This is a genomic window from Streptosporangium sp. NPDC050284, from assembly GCF_044459525.1.
GTDB lineage: Bacteria > Actinomycetota > Actinomycetes > Streptosporangiales > Streptosporangiaceae > Streptosporangium.
The window spans coordinates 111,409-126,951 of the sequence record NZ_JBITIZ010000013.1; the positions used below are offsets into that span (position 1 = coordinate 111,409).

Here is a 15,543-nt window from a genome sequence, read left to right on the forward strand (position 1 = left end):
GTACTGCTCTTCCTGGCTAGCGGAGCCGTAGCGGCTGACCGTTTTATCCGGGTTTCACGGCGAGTGTCACCGGAGCGCGCGGCACGCCCGCTCGCCCCTGCTGCCGGCTCGGTTCGTTACCCGCCCGGTCGAGACCGCGCACCGCGCGCTCCAGCGACGACCGCCGCGACGCCGTTCGACTCGACGTAGGCGCGAAGGGGCGCGGAGACGCGGTCGGTGGGGGAATCAATGATCTTGTCGCTCATGCCGGACACGCTATCGGCCCCCGGCGACATTTCTTGATCCGCTTTTCCGGCCGCGCACCGATCCGGCCCCGCTCTCCTCGCAGCCTCGTTCCGCGATGAGGGTCGCCCGGCCGCCGGACCGACGCGACGGGTGGCCCGCCTACGTCGTCCGGTGATCGTCTCTGGTCCGGTCGTGACGTGCACGAGCCTCCATCACCGCGGGCATCTCACCCTCCAGCCATTCGATGAGGTCGAGCAGGCGCGCGGCCGCCTGGGCACCGAGCGGCGTGAGGCTGTACTCGACTTTCGGGGGGATGGTCGGCTCGGCCTCGCGGTGGACCAGGCCGTCGCGCTCCAGGGCCTGCAGGGTCTGGGCGAGCATCTTCTCGCTCACTCCGTCGACCCGGCGGCGCAGGGCATTGAAGCGATAGGTCCCCTCGTGGAGCGCGACCATGACCAGGATGCCCCAGCGGCCGGTGATGTGCTCCATCGTCTCGCGCGAGACGCATCCGCGCATGAAGACGTCGAAGGTGAGCTGACTGAACTCGTCCTGCGGGGTCGCGACCCGGTCGTCCATCCTTCCACCCTACTTTCTCGCCACACCACCCCAAAGAGAGTACTAACTTTTAGTTGGCGCTATCTATTAGTTAGTACTAACCTGGCGGCGAACCCTTCGAGCGAGGAGAAGTGAAATGATCGTTGTCACCGGTGCCACCGGCCGGCTCGGCCGCCTGGTGGTGGACGGACTGCTGGAGAGCGTGCCCGCCGATCATGTTGTGGCCGCCGTGAGGAATCCCGGCAAGGCGGCCGACCTGACCGCGCGCGGCGTCAAGATCAAGGAGACCGACTACGAGCGGCCGGAGACGCTCAAGGGAGTCTTCGCCCCCGGCGACACGGTCCTGCTCATCTCCGGCGACGCCGTCGGACGACGCCTCGGACAACACCGCGCCGTGGTGGACGCCGCCAGAGCGGCCGAGGTCGCCCGCATCGTCTACACCAGCGTGCTGCACGCCGACACCACGCCCCTCGCGCTGGCCGCCGACCACCGAGGCACCGAGGAACACATCCGCGCCTCCGGGATCCCGTTCACCTTCCTGCGCAACGGCTTCTACACCGAGGTCTACGCGGCGTCCGTCCTTCAGGGCGTCGAGCACGGTGTGATCTTCGGCGCCGCCGCTGAGGGCCGCGTCGCCAGCGCGGCCCGGGCCGACTTCGCGGCCGCGGCCGTCGCCGTGCTCACCCGCGAGGAAGACGGCGACAAGATCTACGAACTCTCCGGCGACACCGCCTGGAGCCTGCCCGAGCTGGCCGCCGAGGTGTCGGCGGCCACCGGCAGGCCGGTCGTCTACCAGGACCTGCCGCACGCCGACTACCGCCAGGCGCTGATCGACGCGGGCCTGCCCGAGCCGGCGGCGACCATGTACGCCGACATCGACCTCGACATCGTCCGCGGAGCCCTCTCCCCCACCCCGGGCGAGCTCAGCGCCCTCATCGGCCGCCCCACCACACCGCTGCGCGAGTCGGTGGCCGCCATCCTCAAGGAGGCGTGAGTCCTCACGACGAGGCCGCCGTCCCGAATCGGGCGTGAAGGCCCCGTCGCTCCAACGCGGGTGTGGACCCCCAGGAAGAAGCCGTTCTGACGTGGGTGTGAACCCCGCGAGAAAACGGCAGCGGCACTCTCGCGCCAACAGGGCTTTCCGCGGCTCAACAGCCCCGCAGCAGGTCCGCGACGATGGCGATGCCGTCGGAGACGGCGTCCGAGGTCAGATTGCCGAATCCGAGGACGAGCCGCGCGGGTGACGGCCGCCCTTCCTGGGGACCGAGGAGATAGCCGCTCATCCCGTACAACCCGATGGACCGGCGGCGGGCGGCCTCGACCACGACACGCTCGTCCGTGCCCGGCGGCAGTTGGGCGACCGCGTGGAACCCGGCGGCCAGCCCGCGCAGCTCGACCTCGGGCGCGTGCCGTCCCAGCGCCTCGACGAGGGCCGCGCGCCGGGCGGCGTAACGTGGCCGCATGTGACGCAGGTGGCGGTCGTACTGACCTGACCTCAACAGGTCGGCGAGCGCGATCTGGTCGAAGACCGGCGAGCCACGGTCGGCGAGCCGCTTCTGATGCGCGACGTCGGCGGACAGACGAGGCGGGCAGAGGATCCATCCGAGACGCAGAGCCGGGGCGAGCGACTTGCTCACCGAACCGATGAGCGCCACCCGGTCGGGGGCGAGGCCCTGCAGGGCACCGACCGGTTCGCGGTCGTAGCGGAACTCGGCGTCGTAGTCGTCCTCGACGATCGTCGCGTCACGGGCGACGGCCCAGGCGATCAGTGCCTGTCTCCGGTCGGGAGCCAGTACGACACCGGTGGGCGACTGGTGGGCGGGGGTGAGGAGCACGGCACGCGCGCCGGAGGTCGCGAGCGCGCCGACGTCGATACCGCGCTCGTCGACAGGCACCGCGACGAGGTCGAAGCCCAGCGTCGCGGCGACGGCGCGGCAGTCGGGGTCACCGGGATCCTCGACCGCCACGACGCGCACCCCCTCCCCCGCCAACACCCGCAGAACGAGTCGCAGTCCCTGCGCGTACCCCGCGCACACGACGGTGTGCGACGGGTCCGCGGCCGCCGCGCGGACCCGCCGCAGGTAGGCGGCGAGCACATCGCGCAGCACAGGGTCACCGTAAGGATCGCCGTAACCGAGCAGGTCACCGGGCGCATCGCGGCAGGCGCGCCGCAGGGCGCGGCTCCACCGCTCGCGGGGAAAGCTCGACAGGTCGGGCACCCCTGGCCGGAAGTCGATCCGAACGGGCCCGGTGAACACGGTGGACTCCGGCGACGGGGTGAGAAAGGACGGCACAGCGGGCACGGGCTGCGGCTCGGCCACCGGCGGGCGGGCCGCGGCAGCCACGCGGGTGGCCGAGCCGCCACGCGTGACGAGGTAGCCCTCGGCCTGTAGTTGCGCGTAGCACTCGGTCACCAGGCCTCGGGAGACGCCGAGGTCCCGGGCCAGGACACGTGAGGAGGGGAGTCGCTCCCCGGCTGCCAGCCGACCGGCGCGGATGCTCTCGCGCAGCGCGTGTTCGAGCTGCACACGCAGCGGTTCCGGCCGGTCCCTGTCGACACGCAACAGGAGTTCGGGTCCCGAACCGGTCCACTCGATCGACATGAAACCGGACCTTACCGCCGAGCCGGTTCCGCTCTAGGGTCGGCCCATGGATCACCAGAAGGGCACCTCCGCGAAGACTCGCGCCGGCATCCTGAACCGCCCGCTGGTCCTGTTGCTGACCGCCTCGCTCGGTGCCCTCGGCGGCTTCTACCTGCTGGCGCCCGTCGTCCCCCTGTACGCGGCCACATCCGGCGCGGGCGGCGTGGGGGCGGGCCTGTCGACCGGCGCCATGATGCTGGGGACCGTGCTGACGGAGTTCGCGGTGCCCGCACTGCTGCGTGCGCACGGCTACCGGGCGGTCATGGGACTGGGCCTGTTCCTGCTCGGAGCACCCGCTCTCCTGTTGCCCGCGTCGGCGTCGATGCCCTCGGTACTGGGGATCTGCCTGGCACGGGGTGCCGGGCTCGGGCTCGTGGTGGTGGCCGGTGCGGCCCTGATCGCCGAACTGGTTCCCGCCGATCGGCGCGGCGAGGGACTGGGACTGTACGGGGTGGCCGTCGGGGTCCCCTCCATCGCCTGCCTGCCGCTGGGACTCTGGCTGAGCGAGCACGTCGGCTACGGACCCGTCTTCGCCGCCGGGGCGGCACTGTCACTGCTCGCGCTGGCCGCCGTCCCCGGCCTGCCCTCCCGGCGAGCGCGGACCGAGCGGCACGAGAAGGGCAACGGCCGAACTGGGCGCGGGCCTGTCGTCCTCCGCGACGGCGGGATCGCCAGGCCCGCACTCGTCTTCGCCCTGGTGACACCGGCCGCCGGCGTCCTGCTCACCTTCCTCCCGCTGGCCGCGCCGGAGGGGGCACGCGATCTGGTCGCGGTGGCCCTGCTCGTGCAGTCCTGTGCCACGCCGCTCGCGCGCTGGGCAGCGGGCCGGTACGGCGACCGCCACGGTTCCGCTCGCCTGCTGGCCCCCGCCGTCCTGGCCGCCGCTCTCGGCACAGCCGGACTCTTCTGGGTGGACAACCCCCTCGCGATGATCGTCGGCATGGGGCTCTTCGGAGCAGGGTACGGCGCGGCCCAGAACGCGACCCTGGCGCTGATGTTCGAGCGTGCCCCCGAATCCGCCTTCGGCCAGGTGAGCGCGGCCTGGAACCTCGCCTACGACGCCGGGCTCGGCGTCGGCGCGGTCGGGTTCGGGCTTTTGGTCGGACCGGTGGGCTACCCGGCGGGATTCGCCCTCACCGCCGCCGTGCTGCTCACCGCGCTCGCTCCCGCCCTGTACGACCGGACGAGGTACACCCCGGTGAGGAAAACGCGAGACACGGCGGCATGACCCGCGTCAGGAGGGCGATGACCTCCCACCCGCCGCGGGAGACGCACACCCATCGACGAGGGTTTCAACGCCCGAGTCCTGACGGTCAAGGCTTGACAACGGGGGCCCGGCGACACGGGTTCCGGCGACAGGAGGAAATCTCGTGGGCACGGTTCTGCTGAACATCACGATGTCGATCGACGGCTTCGTCGCCGGCCCCGACGTCAGCGTCGAGCACCCCATGGGTAAGGGTGGCGAGCGGCTCCACGAATGGCTGTTCAACGACGATGCCGACCGGGAGGTGGACGCCGGGGTGCAACGGGACCTGTCCGCCTCGACGGGTGCGGTGGTGCTGGGCAGGCGGACCTTCGACGTGGGCGTGGGCCTGTGGAAGGACACACCGTTCCCCGCGCCGTCCTTCGTGCTCACCCACGAGGAGCGGGAGGAACTGCCCATGACGAGCGGGACCTTCACCTTCGTCTCCGACGGCCTCGAGAGCGCGATCCGGCAGGCGGGGGAGGCGGCGAAGGAGAAGAACGTCCTCGTGATGGGCGGGGCGGACATCGCCGAACAGCTTGTGCGAGCCGGACTCGTGGACGAGATCCGGCTCCAGCTCGCACCGGTGCTGCTCGGGACGGGCGTCCGGCTCTTCGACCGCCTGGCCGGTGACCGCGTCGAACTGGAGAGGACCTTTATGGCCGGGTCGGCACGCGTCACGCATCTGCGGTTCCGCGTGCTGAGTTAGGGGGAGGCGCCGCTGGAACCTCCCGCCCGGCAGGACTCCGTTACGCGTCCGGTTCCCGCTTCGCGTCGGCGGGGGCGTCCTGGTCGTTCGCGGGCATCTCGGGGAAGTTCCGTCCCCACCACGCGTTCCAGCGGGATTCGAGGTCGGCGAACGCGCCGTCGTCGAGGCCGTATGTGGTGAGCACCATCATGGCGGCGCCGCCCGGGTTGGCGGGCGAGGGCGGGTTCTGCGCGGCGACGAGCAGGCCGTCGCCCCAGCCGTCGACGGTGAGACCGAGCTGGTTGGCCGAGCGGAACCGGACCTGACCGCGCAACGTCTCCCCGGTGGGGCCCCGCAACTCGTACGGGCTCGCCGGAGGCAGCCCGGCCACCTCCGCGAGGCCGGTGGCCTCCAGCACCGGTGTGGCCGCCGCACCGGAGAGGAAGACCGTGCGCCGGTCGGCGTCCGGGTGCCGTTCCAGGGCGAACGCGAGCTGGTGGACGAAGGTGATCCAGCCCTCACTGATGTCGTCGTAGTAGTCGTCCCATTCGGGGTCGCCACCTCGCGGAGCGCGGGTCACCCGCAGGTGCGTACGGCCGCCGAGGTCGGCCAGTTCGAACAGGTCGCCGCCCTGGACCTCCATGCGGCGCTCGGCGGCCGACTCCACGACGTTCTGGTGGTAGATGACCTCGATCTCCTCGTCGAGACCCTCGAAGTGCCAGCCGTGCCAGCGTCGGATCAGCTTGGGGTCGCGCAGCGCGTTCCACACGTCGTCGACGGGTGCGGCGATGGTGACCTCAAGGGAGAACGGCTCGTCTGTCATGGGATGCCTCCAACGTGGGAACCCCGGGCCGTGGGCCTGGGAGGGATGTCAGCTGCCGGTTTCCGGCGCCTCGGAGACCGAGTGCCCGTCTCTTTCCGGCGTGCCCGAGGTGTCATGCCCGCCGGTTTCCCGCGGGCCGGGCGCCGGATGTCCGCCGGCGACGAGACGGTAGGGCCGCCCTCCGGGAGTGTCGAAGCGTGCCGCCACCTGTGAGAGAGCGTCGGCGAGCGCGTCGGTGAAGTCGTGCACGTCGCCGGGCTCGGCGAAGCGCACCCGTGCCTCAAGGGTGAACGTCAGCAGCCGGACGCCCTTCCGGTCGGCGGCGGCGGCCATGCGGGTGACGTCGCGCACGGTGTCGGCGGCCACCTCGACGAGATGCTCGGCGGCGTACTGGTCGGCGACACGGCAAAACCCCTCGGCCACCCCGGCGGCCCCGTCGTCACCCCCTTCACCGCCGTCGGCTCCGTCCGCCTTACCGGCTTCATCGGCTTCGTTCGGTGAGGTGAGCACGCCGGGATCGACGAGGAAGGCGTTCGCGGTGACCCTCATGACGCGCTCGACGAAACCGCGCCGTGGGCGCTCTTCCACCAACTCGATCAGCCCGGCCTCCTCCAGCACCCTGAGGTGGTATCCGACCCGCTGGCGCGGCAGCTCCAGCTCGGTCGCGAGCTGGACCGCGGAGGCGGGCTCGCGCAGGCGGACGAGAAGCCGCCGGCGGATCGGGGTGAGCGCCACGCGCAGACGGTCGGGCTCGTCCATGAGTGTCATCTCGGTCGGCGTCACGCCCCCATGGAACCATTAGACAAATTAATCTGTCAATTGGCGGATCAATCGGACGCGACCACGAGGAGTCGCGATCACATCGGCGTCAGGTGCGCGTCAGTCGTGGCGCGGGGTGCCGGAGACCTCGTGATCGGCGTGGAAAAGAGCCTCACCGATGAGCGCGCGGACATGGGCGTCGCGGGCCCGATAGAGCACGCGGCGGCCGTCCCTGCGGGTGCGCACCAGTCCGGCGAGGCGGAGTTTCGCCAGGTGCTGGGAGACCGAGGGGCGCGCGACCCCGATCGCCTCCGCGAGCGAGCCGACGTCGTACTCCCCCGACGACAGCAGCCACATCAGGCGCAGTCTGGTGGCGTCACTGAGCATCCGGAACGCCTCGACGGCGGTCTCCACCTGGGCGCCGGTGGGTTGCTCCTGCGACGGCTTGTCACCTGACTCATTGTCGCGTGCATACATGACTACATATACTCCGGGAAAAGCGCATCGGCCGCAAACGAGGTAGCCATGTCCGACCAGCAGGACGCCGGTTCTCCGTCCCCCCGCGAGTCCACCGCCTCCGACTCTCCTCACGATCAGCGCCACGAGCCCGCGCACACGAATGGACATGGACATGGACACGGACACGGATCCGTCCATGAACACGGACACGAACGACAGGGCCCCGGCGGTCGCCGGTTCGTAGGGCTGCTCTCACGCGCCGGCCACGCCCTCACCCCGCACAGCCACGACAGCGCGAGCAGGACCGACTCCGCCCTGGAGTCCAGCAGCCGCGGGTTGCGCGTGCTGGCCGTCTCCTTCGCCGTGCTCATGGCGACCGCCCTCCTCCAGGCGGTGGTCGTGGCCTTCTCCGGTTCGGTCGCCCTCCTCGGTGACACGCTGCACAACGTCACCGACGCGCTCACCGCGATCCCCCTCGCGATCGCCTTCTTCCTCGGGCGCCGGGCCGCCAGCCGCAGGTTCACCTACGGCTACGGCAGAGCCGAGGACCTGGCCGGGATCGTCATCGTTCTGATCATCGCCGCCTCCGCCGCGCTCGCCGGGTACGAGGCCGCGCGGCGCCTGGCGGACCCCCAGGAGGTGCGGGCGCTCGGCTGGGTCGCCGCGGCGGCGGTGATCGGCTTCGCGGGCAACGAGTGGGTGGCCCGCTACCGGATCAGGGTCGGGCGCCAGATCGGATCGGCCGCGCTCGTCGCCGACGGACTGCACGCCCGCAGCGACGCCCTCACCTCGCTGGCCGTGCTGCTCGGCGCGGGCGGTTCCGCGCTGGGCTACCCCATCGTCGACCCGATCGTCGGCCTGCTGATCACGGTGGCCATCTGCTTCGTCCTCAGGGACGCGGCCCGCGAGATCTACCACCGGCTGATGGACGCGGTCGATCTGGCCCTGGTCGATCACGCGGAGCGGATACTGGCCGCCACCCGCGGTGTGCGGCGAGTGGGGTCGGTGCGGCTGCGCTGGGTGGGCCACACGCTGCGCGCCGAGGTCGACATCGTGGTCGGTGAGGACCTGTCGCTGCTCCAGGCACACACCGTGGCGGTGGAGGCCGAGCACCGGCTCATCCATCACCTGCCCCACCTGGGTGCCGCCACCGTGCACGCCGACCCGGACGACGGGGAAGGCGCCGATCACCACGCCGTCCTGGTCGGGCACCGGTAGGCGGTCCGTACGAGCGGCCCGCGGTTCCCCGGTCAGGATCCCTGCAGAGGTGCGGGCGGGCTCGATGGAGACGTACCCGTGCGAGCCCGGCGCGGGAGATGTAGTCTCACATGATCACCGTCGCGGCCCGTGGACCGGATCGGCCCGGCCGCAAGCCGTGGCGGCTCACCCCCCGATCCAGGAGAAGCGGCTGCGTTGGCCGATCACAGCAGAGGACGTCCCGGCTGGTTGCACGTCGGCCCACTGGAGGCGCGGTTGACCCGCACCTGGGAGCCTGGCACGTTCCCGCCGGCGGAAACGCTCCTCGCGATACTCACACTGGCGGCCATGCCGCAGGCTCTCGCCACCCGTCTGACCACCCACCTGAGCGGCGGCATCGTGGTGGGTCCTGGATCGGTGCCCGACCTTCCCGGCTTCGAGTGGCTGCGCGGTGTCGCACTGCCCCTGCAGGCGGGCCACTGGGAGCGCAGCGCGGGTGTGTACGATCCCCGGCAGCGGCGGATCGGGGTGGGGAGCGCCCCTTCGCCCTCGGTGTCGGTGTGCGGTCACGAGATCGGCCACGCCACCGACCACATGGACCGGCTTCCCTCGCACTCGCCCTTCTGGACCGGCCTGCACGCCCGCACCCGCGACCGTCTTCGGCCGCCCTACCGCGACGACGTCACCGAACTGTTCGCCGAGGCCTTCGCCTGCGTGCTCACCCGCAGGGCCACCCGGCTGCTCCACCTGATCGGCGAGGAGACGGAGGCCGAACAGGTGTACCACCGGCTGTCGGGGCAGTACGGCATCGGCTGACCGTGGGCGTGCCACGACCCCCGGAGCTATGCTGGGCGAACAGCGGTCAGGAGAGACGAAGGAAAGGCCACGCGATGAACGTGACCATGCTGCCGGGGGGCACCCTCCGCGTCCCCGCGACGACCACGCTGGACAACGGCACCAAGGTCGACGGCACCCGTGACATCGGCCGCGACGACCCCGAATACCCCGACTGGCTGCCCCTCGCGCAGGACGAGGACGAGCAGCGCCGCCGCGACGTCGAGGAGCGCGACTCCGACCGTGAGATCCTGACCCGCTGGCGCACCCGCCGGAGCGCGTGATCCACCCATCGCTCGCCCACCGTGCGCGAAACCGTGCGCGAACCGGTCTGCGGCACCTCCCGTGACTCCTGCGTGAACGACCACGCGCCGCGGATCTCGCTCTGGTTGCGCACCCGCCCCGCCCGAGCGGGCCGTACCCGCGTCCTGGCGGTCGAAGGCCGTTCGGGATCGGGTAAGTCCACCCTCGCCACCGCCCTGGCCTCGGAACTGGCCGCGCCCGTCATACGGATGGACGACCTCTATCCCGGATGGGACGGCCTGCGGGGAGGGGTCGACGCGCTGGTCGAATGGGTCCTGCGTCCGCTGAGCCTTGAGCGGCCCGCGCGATGGCGGCGCTACGACTGGGCGGACGGCGGCTACGCCGAGTGGCACGAGGTCCCGGTCACCGAGATCCTGATCCTCGACGGCACCGGCTCCGGCGCTCTCGCCGCCGCGCCGTACCTGAGCGGCCTGCTGTGGCTGGAGGCGGCCGACGAGATACGCAAGGCCCGCGCGCTGGAACGCGACGGCGATCTCTACGCCCCGCACTGGGACCGCTGGGCGGCCCAGGAGGAGCGTTTCCACGCCCGCGACGACGTCCGCGCCCGCGCGGACCTGACGATCGCCACCACCTGAGGCCCGGGGGGGAAGCCATGCGGTGAGGCATCCCGTCATCCCTCCCCGCGCCTCGGCCGCAGCACCGGTGGGGGCGGTCAGCGGGGAAGGTTGCGCCCGAGGAAGTCGTCGATGAGCCGGGCGATCTGGGCTCCGTGGCTCTCCAGCGCGAAGTGACCGGCGGGAAGCAGGTGGATCTCCGCATCGGGCAGGTCGCGCTGGAAGGCCGTGGCGCCTCCCGGCCTGAAGATCTCGTCGTGGGCTCCCCATGCGGCGAGCAGCGGGACCTGGCTCGCGCGGAAGTACTCCTGGAAGACCGGGTAGAGATCGATGTTGGTGATGTAGTCGCGGGCGAGCCGGAGCTGTATCTCGGCGTTGCCCGAACGCCGCAGCAGCGCGAAGTCATGGCGCCAGGTGTCGGGGCTGACGAGGCTCTCGTCGGGCACGCCGTGGGTGTACTGCCAGCGGATCGCGTCGAGGGTCTGGAACTCACGGATGGGAGCCTCGGTGGCCGGGGAGGGATCGGCGCCGTAGGCCCGGATCGGCGCCCAGAAGTCCTCGTCCAGCCCGTCGAGGTAGGCGTTGCCGTTCTGGGTGACGATCGCGGTGACGCGCTCGGGGTGGGCGGCGGCGAGCCTCCAGCCGATGGGTGCGCCGTAGTCCTGCACGTACATGGCGAAGCGCGACAGGCCGAGTTGCTCGGTGAAGGCGGTGGTGATCTCGGCCAGGTTCGCGAAGGTGTAGTCGAAGTCGTTCACGGACGGCATCGCGGAGTGGCCGAAGCCGAGGTGGTCGGGTGCGACGAGCCGGTACCGGGTGGCCAGCCTCGGGATGAGATCACGGAACATGTGGGAGCTCGTCGGGTAGCCGTGCAGCAGGAGCAGGACCGGCGCGCCGGGGTCTCCGGCCTCCCTGTAGAAGATCTCCTGTCCGCGCACAACGGTGGTGCGGTAGCGGGTTCGCTCATCCATGCCTAACCTCTTCGATTCATTGAGGGGGTTACTGGCAACCAGCGAAGCACCATCACTGCTAACCTGTCAACATGCTCAAGGCGGTTATAGAGGATGTTGACCTTCTTCTGGACCTGCTCAACACCACCCCCGTGGTCGACGGCCTCCCCACAGACGCGCTGGAAGACCGGCGCGACGCCGCCCGGTGGCTGGGTGAGCGCGATCTGCCCCGTTCGCCGGCCACCGCCGCCTCGGCGCGCCGCGTCAGAGACGCGATCGCCCTCGTCGTCAGGGGCGAAGAACCCGCGCGGACGCTGGAGCCCTTTCTCGAAGGGGTGTCGCGAATCCCGTCGGTCGGCGACGACGGCGTGCGCTGGGAGTTGAACATCGGCTCCGCCGAACCGTTCAGCCTCCGATGCGTGTTGACCTGGGCGCATCTCCAAAAAACCCTGCCCGGCCGCCTGCGCCCGTGCGCCAACGACGACTGCCGCCTGTTCCTCATCGACCACAGCCGGGCCAACACCCGCCGCTGGTGCTCGATGGCCGCCTGCGGCAACCGCCTCAAGGCGCGGCGGCACCATCGGCGCGCGACGAACCGGGACGACACCCGGGCAGCGACGACCGACGACAAGGAAGGGGACTCTCCCCCCTGAGGTCCGGCCCGGTAGCCGGCTGACCGGCGCCGAGACCGGGCAGGCGTACGACCAAGGGGCGCCGGCATCCTTTCCACACCGCGGCGACCGAGATCCACACCTTGCAATCGCACACGAAGTACGATCGAATGAACACGAAAGAGTTCCGGAACGGCCCCGTACGATCATTTGATCACTCACGTCCCGCCGAGCGCGAGACGCGCGAAACCCATCCGCCGCTTCTCGGCCGACACCGAGACCACCGGCGCAGGACGATTCCGAGGAGAGCCCGTGACCACGTGGATGCTGCTTGACTACGGCGAGGTCATCTCCACCTCGCAGCCGCCCGGCGCGACGGCCGCGATGGCCGAGCTCATCGGCCAGGACGAGGTGACCTTCCGCGACCGCTACTGGCGCCACCGCGACGCCTTCGACCGCGGTCAGGCCTCCCACTCGTACTGGAGCGGGGTCGCCGGCAGGACGCTCACCGAGGACGATCCGCTCGTCGCCAAGCTCGACGCGGCCGACGTCGAGGGCTGGCTGCACCTCAACCCGGAGAGCCTGCGCGCCATCGAGGAGCTCGCGGGACACCACGGGCTCGCCCTGCTGTCCAACGCCCCCGAGCCGCTGGCGGCCGCCATCGACGACGCCCCCTGGGCGGCGGCGTTCACCCATCGCTTCTACAGCTGCCGCCTGTCCCTGTCCAAGCCGGACCCCGCCATCTTCGAGGAGGTCCTGCGCCACCTCGGCGCCGCCCCCGGCGACGTCACCTTCATCGACGACCGGGCCGTCAACGTCCACGCCGCGGCGGCGCTCGGCATCAACGCCATCCTCTACCCGGACTGGCCGTCCACCCCTCGCGCGAGCTGACGGTCGCGGGCCGTCTCCCCGCCACGCGAGCCGGCGGGTTCGCGCAGGGCCTCGTACAGGGCGATGTGCCGCTCGGCGGCCGACCGCCAGGTGTGGCGGGCGGCGAGCAGGCGGCCCGCGGCCAGGCGGGCGAGGTCGTCTCCGGCCAGCGCCGCGCCGATCTGGCCGGCGAAACCCGCGGGGTCGGCGGCGAAGCGCGCGGCGGTCCCGAACACCTCGCGCAGGACCGGCAGGTCCCGGGTGACGAGTGGCACGCCCGCCGCCAGCGCCTCCATCGCCGCCAGTCCGGAGCCCTCCATGAGCGGGGGAAGGCGAAGACGGCCGCGGAGGCGACCAGCGACGGCAACTCCTCGTGACCGACGGGCCCCAGGACGACCGGTTCCACGCCGAGGGCGGCGGCGCGCCCGGTCCACCGGACCCGGTAGTCGCGATAATCGCGCGCTCGTGGTCTTCCACCGCGATCACGCTGAAGGTGCCCGCGAGTTCGGTGGTGGTCTGGTGCTGCCAGTCCACGGCTCGGCGCTTGGCTGTCGCGACTCCCGGCCGCGATGTTCGACGCCCTCCTCAAGCGGGCGGCCCGCAACCCGTACTGAGCCGTTTTCTTCGTGAAGGCGCAGGTCGCGGAACGAACCCCCGCAGGTCGAGGTCGGGACTGTGGCGACCGCCGATTCCAGGTCCCCAAGGAGCGGTTCCCTGAGCACGCCGACCCTCGCGTGACGGGGACGGCGAAGGTCCCGTCGAGCGGGTCGTTCCCGCATCGGATTAGCGGCGCACCAGGCAGGGGAGGCCTCAGGTGATGCCGATCGGGGGGCGCGGAGCCGGAGGAGCCCCGGACTCGCAGCGACATCGATCATCTCAGCGGGAGAATCCCATGACTGGACGCGTATCGGCCCCGGGCGGCCTCGGCCGCCGGATCGCCAGGCGACGCGAGGATCTCGGCCTCACCCAGGACGAGCTGGCGCGACGGGCCGGGATCGATCCGAGTCATCTCGCCCACCTGGAGGACTCGGCGGCCTCGCCGAACACCGGCACCGTGAACCGCGTGGCCACCGCCCTGGACACCAGGCCCGAGGAGCTGCTCGACGGGAAGGCCGCCCTGCCGTCCGAACGGGGACGGCCGCCCCTTCGGTCCGCACTGGAGACGCTGGACAGGGACGAGTGCCTGCGGCTCATCACCCCCGGCGGGGTGGGGCGCGTCGCCTTCGAGGAGATCGGCGGGCCGGTGATCCTGCCGGTCGACTACGCCCTGCACGGCAGCTCGGTGATCTTCCGCACCGCTTTCGGCGGTCCGCTCGACGACGCCCTGCGCACCGGGGCCCAGGGGATCGAATCCAAGGTCGCCTTCGAGGTCGACCGGATCGACGACGCGGGCCGCGAGGGCTGGAGCGTGCTGGTGCGCGGCGGCATCCACCACGTCTCCTCGGAGGAGGACCGCGCCGCCCTGGCGGCGCTGGGCGTCCGGCCGTGGGCGGGGGGCGAGCGGGAGCCGTACGTGCGGATCGCCGCCACCGAGGTCACCGGCCGTCGCATCCGGCGGCGCGACCCGTGACCCCCGCCGAGCCGGCCCCTCCGTCTCAGGAGCCGCCCGTGATCCCCGCCGGGTCCGCCCCTTCACCTCATCGGCCGCCCGTGATCCCCTCGGAGATGGACGCCTGGGTCGTCACCCACCCCGGGCCCATCTCCTCGCGTCCCCTGCGGCCGGTGCGCGTCCCCGTCCCCTCCCCCGGACGCGGTGAGGTGCTGGTCCGCGTGGAGGCCTGCGCGGTCTGCCGTACCGACCTGCACCTCGCCGAGGGCGATCTCCGGCCGCGACGCCCGCGGACCACGCCCGGCCACGAGGCCGTGGGCCGGGTGGTGTCCGCCGGCCCCGACGCCGGGCGGCTCGCGCCGGGCACCCGGGTGGGGGTGGCCTGGCTCCGCTCGACCTGCGGGCACTGTCGCTACTGCCTGCGGGGCGCGGAGAACCTCTGTCCCGGTTCGACCTACACCGGCTGGGACGCCGACGGCGGCTACGCCGAATACCTGACCGTTCCCGAGGACTTCGCCTACCCGCTCCCCGGCGACGTCCCCGCGGAGAAGCTCGCGCCGCTGCTGTGCGCGGGGATCATCGGCTACCGGGCCCTGCTCCGCAGCGACCTGCCACCCGGCGGGCGGCTGGGCATCTACGGCTTCGGCGCCTCGGCGCACCTGACCGCGCAGATCGCCGTCGCCCAGGGGGCGACCGTGCACGTGCTGACCCGCTCGGCGCGGGCCAGGGAGTTGGCCGTCGCCCTGGGCGCGGCCTCGGCGGGCGGCGCCGCGGACGCCCCGCCGGAACCGCTGGACTCGGCGATCCTGTTCGCCCCGGCAGGCGAGTTGGTGCCGGTCGCGCTGGCCGCCCTGGACCGGGGCGGAACCCTGGCGGTGGCGGGCATCCATCTCAGCGACATCCCGCCCCTGACCTATCAGCGGCATCTGTTCCAGGAGCGCACGCTGCGCAGCGTCACCGCCAACACCCGCGCCGACGGCCGCGCCTATCTGGAACTGGCGACGCTTCACCCACCCCGGGTGACGACGGTGCCCTATCGGCTGGCCGAGGCCGACCGGGCTCTGGCGGACCTGGCCGGGGATCGCGTCGAGGGCGCCGCCGTCCTGACGCTCTCCCATCCTGACCCCTGACGCGGTGGGCACCCCCCCATGGGGGGGGGGCCCCCCGCCCGGACCGCCAGCGGGGCGGTGCGCCGGGCGGGGGGGGTTGCGTGGGGGGGGCAGGCGCAACCCCGGGGGGGGTGGGGGGGCCCGGGCCGGG

At 71.8% G+C, this 15,543-nt stretch carries 19 protein-coding genes; 11 read left to right on the forward strand and 8 right to left on the reverse strand.

What is annotated here, in order from left to right; translation table 11 throughout:
* Positions 1 to 116: 116 nt before the first annotated feature.
* Together ACIBH4_RS27965 and ACIBH4_RS27970 are read right to left on the reverse strand one after the other, a co-directional pair.
* On the reverse strand, positions 117 to 245 hold the full coding sequence (locus ACIBH4_RS27965) for a hypothetical protein (RefSeq protein WP_362515528.1): 129 nt from the start codon (positions 243 to 245) through the stop codon (positions 117 to 119).
* Between the two features lie 139 nt (positions 246 to 384).
* Positions 385 to 801, reverse strand: a complete 417-nt coding sequence (locus ACIBH4_RS27970) for a helix-turn-helix domain-containing protein (protein ID WP_362515530.1) — start codon at positions 799 to 801, stop codon at positions 385 to 387.
* Between the two features lie 115 nt (positions 802 to 916).
* Here ACIBH4_RS27970 and ACIBH4_RS27975 point away from each other — a divergent pair, with 115 nt between their 5' ends.
* Positions 917 to 1,774, forward strand: a complete 858-nt coding sequence (locus ACIBH4_RS27975) for an NmrA family NAD(P)-binding protein (protein WP_362765920.1) — start codon at positions 917 to 919, stop codon at positions 1,772 to 1,774.
* A 154-nt stretch (positions 1,775 to 1,928) separates the two neighbouring features.
* On the opposite strand, the gene ACIBH4_RS27980 is transcribed toward ACIBH4_RS27975, so the two are convergent.
* Positions 1,929 to 3,383, reverse strand: a complete 1,455-nt coding sequence (locus ACIBH4_RS27980) for a PLP-dependent aminotransferase family protein (RefSeq protein WP_362515535.1) — start codon at positions 3,381 to 3,383, stop codon at positions 1,929 to 1,931.
* Between the two features lie 46 nt (positions 3,384 to 3,429).
* Between ACIBH4_RS27980 and ACIBH4_RS27985 the strand changes: the two genes are divergently transcribed.
* Together ACIBH4_RS27985 and ACIBH4_RS27990 are read left to right on the forward strand one after the other, a co-directional pair.
* Entirely contained in the window at positions 3,430 to 4,650 is a 1,221-nt protein-coding gene (locus tag ACIBH4_RS27985; protein ID WP_362515537.1) for an MFS transporter, read from the forward strand.
* 142 nt (positions 4,651 to 4,792) lie between these two features.
* Positions 4,793 to 5,374, forward strand: a complete 582-nt coding sequence (locus ACIBH4_RS27990) for a dihydrofolate reductase family protein (protein WP_362515539.1) — start codon at positions 4,793 to 4,795, stop codon at positions 5,372 to 5,374.
* A 40-nt stretch (positions 5,375 to 5,414) separates the two neighbouring features.
* On the opposite strand, the gene ACIBH4_RS27995 is transcribed toward ACIBH4_RS27990, so the two are convergent.
* The 3 genes from ACIBH4_RS27995 to ACIBH4_RS28005 all read right to left on the reverse strand — a co-directional run bounded on the left by ACIBH4_RS27995 (position 5,415) and on the right by ACIBH4_RS28005 (position 7,412).
* On the reverse strand, positions 5,415 to 6,176 hold the full coding sequence (locus tag ACIBH4_RS27995) for an SRPBCC domain-containing protein (protein ID WP_362515541.1): 762 nt from the start codon (positions 6,174 to 6,176) through the stop codon (positions 5,415 to 5,417).
* Between the two features lie 48 nt (positions 6,177 to 6,224).
* A complete protein-coding gene (locus ACIBH4_RS28000) occupies positions 6,225 to 6,959 on the reverse strand; it encodes a helix-turn-helix domain-containing protein (RefSeq protein ID WP_362515544.1) in 735 nt (244 codons plus the stop codon).
* A gap of 96 nt (positions 6,960 to 7,055) precedes the next feature.
* Complete coding sequence (locus ACIBH4_RS28005) at positions 7,056 to 7,412, reverse strand: metalloregulator ArsR/SmtB family transcription factor (protein WP_362515546.1); 357 nt, start codon at positions 7,410 to 7,412, stop codon at positions 7,056 to 7,058.
* A 48-nt stretch (positions 7,413 to 7,460) separates the two neighbouring features.
* Here ACIBH4_RS28005 and ACIBH4_RS28010 point away from each other — a divergent pair, with 48 nt between their 5' ends.
* The 4 genes from ACIBH4_RS28010 to ACIBH4_RS28025 all read left to right on the forward strand — a co-directional run bounded on the left by ACIBH4_RS28010 (position 7,461) and on the right by ACIBH4_RS28025 (position 10,324).
* Positions 7,461 to 8,612, forward strand: coding sequence for a cation diffusion facilitator family transporter (locus ACIBH4_RS28010; RefSeq protein WP_362765923.1), 1,152 nt, complete (start codon positions 7,461 to 7,463; stop codon positions 8,610 to 8,612).
* 195 nt (positions 8,613 to 8,807) lie between these two features.
* Entirely contained in the window at positions 8,808 to 9,407 is a 600-nt protein-coding gene (locus ACIBH4_RS28015; RefSeq protein ID WP_362515550.1) for a hypothetical protein, read from the forward strand.
* A gap of 74 nt (positions 9,408 to 9,481) precedes the next feature.
* Positions 9,482 to 9,709: a hypothetical protein gene (locus tag ACIBH4_RS28020; protein ID WP_350947260.1), complete on the forward strand. Its 228-nt coding sequence runs from the start codon at positions 9,482 to 9,484 to the stop codon at positions 9,707 to 9,709.
* A gap of 33 nt (positions 9,710 to 9,742) precedes the next feature.
* The gene (locus ACIBH4_RS28025; protein WP_362515553.1) at positions 9,743 to 10,324 is read left to right on the forward strand and encodes a hypothetical protein; all 582 of its coding nucleotides are present in this window, start codon (positions 9,743 to 9,745) and stop codon (positions 10,322 to 10,324) included.
* A gap of 77 nt (positions 10,325 to 10,401) precedes the next feature.
* On the opposite strand, the gene ACIBH4_RS28030 is transcribed toward ACIBH4_RS28025, so the two are convergent.
* Positions 10,402 to 11,274 carry an alpha/beta hydrolase gene (locus ACIBH4_RS28030; protein WP_362515555.1) on the reverse strand — a complete coding sequence of 291 codons (873 nt, stop codon included), beginning with the start codon at positions 11,272 to 11,274 and terminating at the stop codon, positions 10,402 to 10,404.
* Positions 11,275 to 11,345: 71 nt separating this feature from the next.
* Here ACIBH4_RS28030 and ACIBH4_RS28035 point away from each other — a divergent pair, with 71 nt between their 5' ends.
* Together ACIBH4_RS28035 and ACIBH4_RS28040 are read left to right on the forward strand one after the other, a co-directional pair.
* Complete coding sequence (locus ACIBH4_RS28035; protein WP_362765926.1) at positions 11,346 to 11,906, forward strand: CGNR zinc finger domain-containing protein; 561 nt, start codon at positions 11,346 to 11,348, stop codon at positions 11,904 to 11,906.
* Between the two features lie 270 nt (positions 11,907 to 12,176).
* Positions 12,177 to 12,755: an HAD-IA family hydrolase gene (locus ACIBH4_RS28040; protein WP_362515559.1), complete on the forward strand. Its 579-nt coding sequence runs from the start codon at positions 12,177 to 12,179 to the stop codon at positions 12,753 to 12,755.
* Here the strand turns inward: ACIBH4_RS28040 and ACIBH4_RS28045 are convergent.
* Entirely contained in the window at positions 12,719 to 13,054 is a 336-nt protein-coding gene (locus ACIBH4_RS28045; RefSeq protein WP_362515561.1) for a glycosyltransferase, read from the reverse strand. The genes ACIBH4_RS28040 and ACIBH4_RS28045 overlap by 37 nt on opposite strands.
* A 572-nt stretch (positions 13,055 to 13,626) precedes the next feature.
* Between ACIBH4_RS28045 and ACIBH4_RS28050 the strand changes: the two genes are divergently transcribed.
* Positions 13,627 to 14,304 (forward strand): pyridoxamine 5'-phosphate oxidase family protein, encoded by a 678-nt coding sequence (locus ACIBH4_RS28050; protein ID WP_362515563.1) that lies wholly within the window; start codon positions 13,627 to 13,629, stop codon positions 14,302 to 14,304.
* A gap of 80 nt (positions 14,305 to 14,384) precedes the next feature.
* The gene (locus tag ACIBH4_RS28055) at positions 14,385 to 15,413 is read left to right on the forward strand and encodes a zinc-binding alcohol dehydrogenase family protein (protein ID WP_362765929.1); all 1,029 of its coding nucleotides are present in this window, start codon (positions 14,385 to 14,387) and stop codon (positions 15,411 to 15,413) included.
* Positions 15,414 to 15,543: the final 130 nt, after the last annotated feature.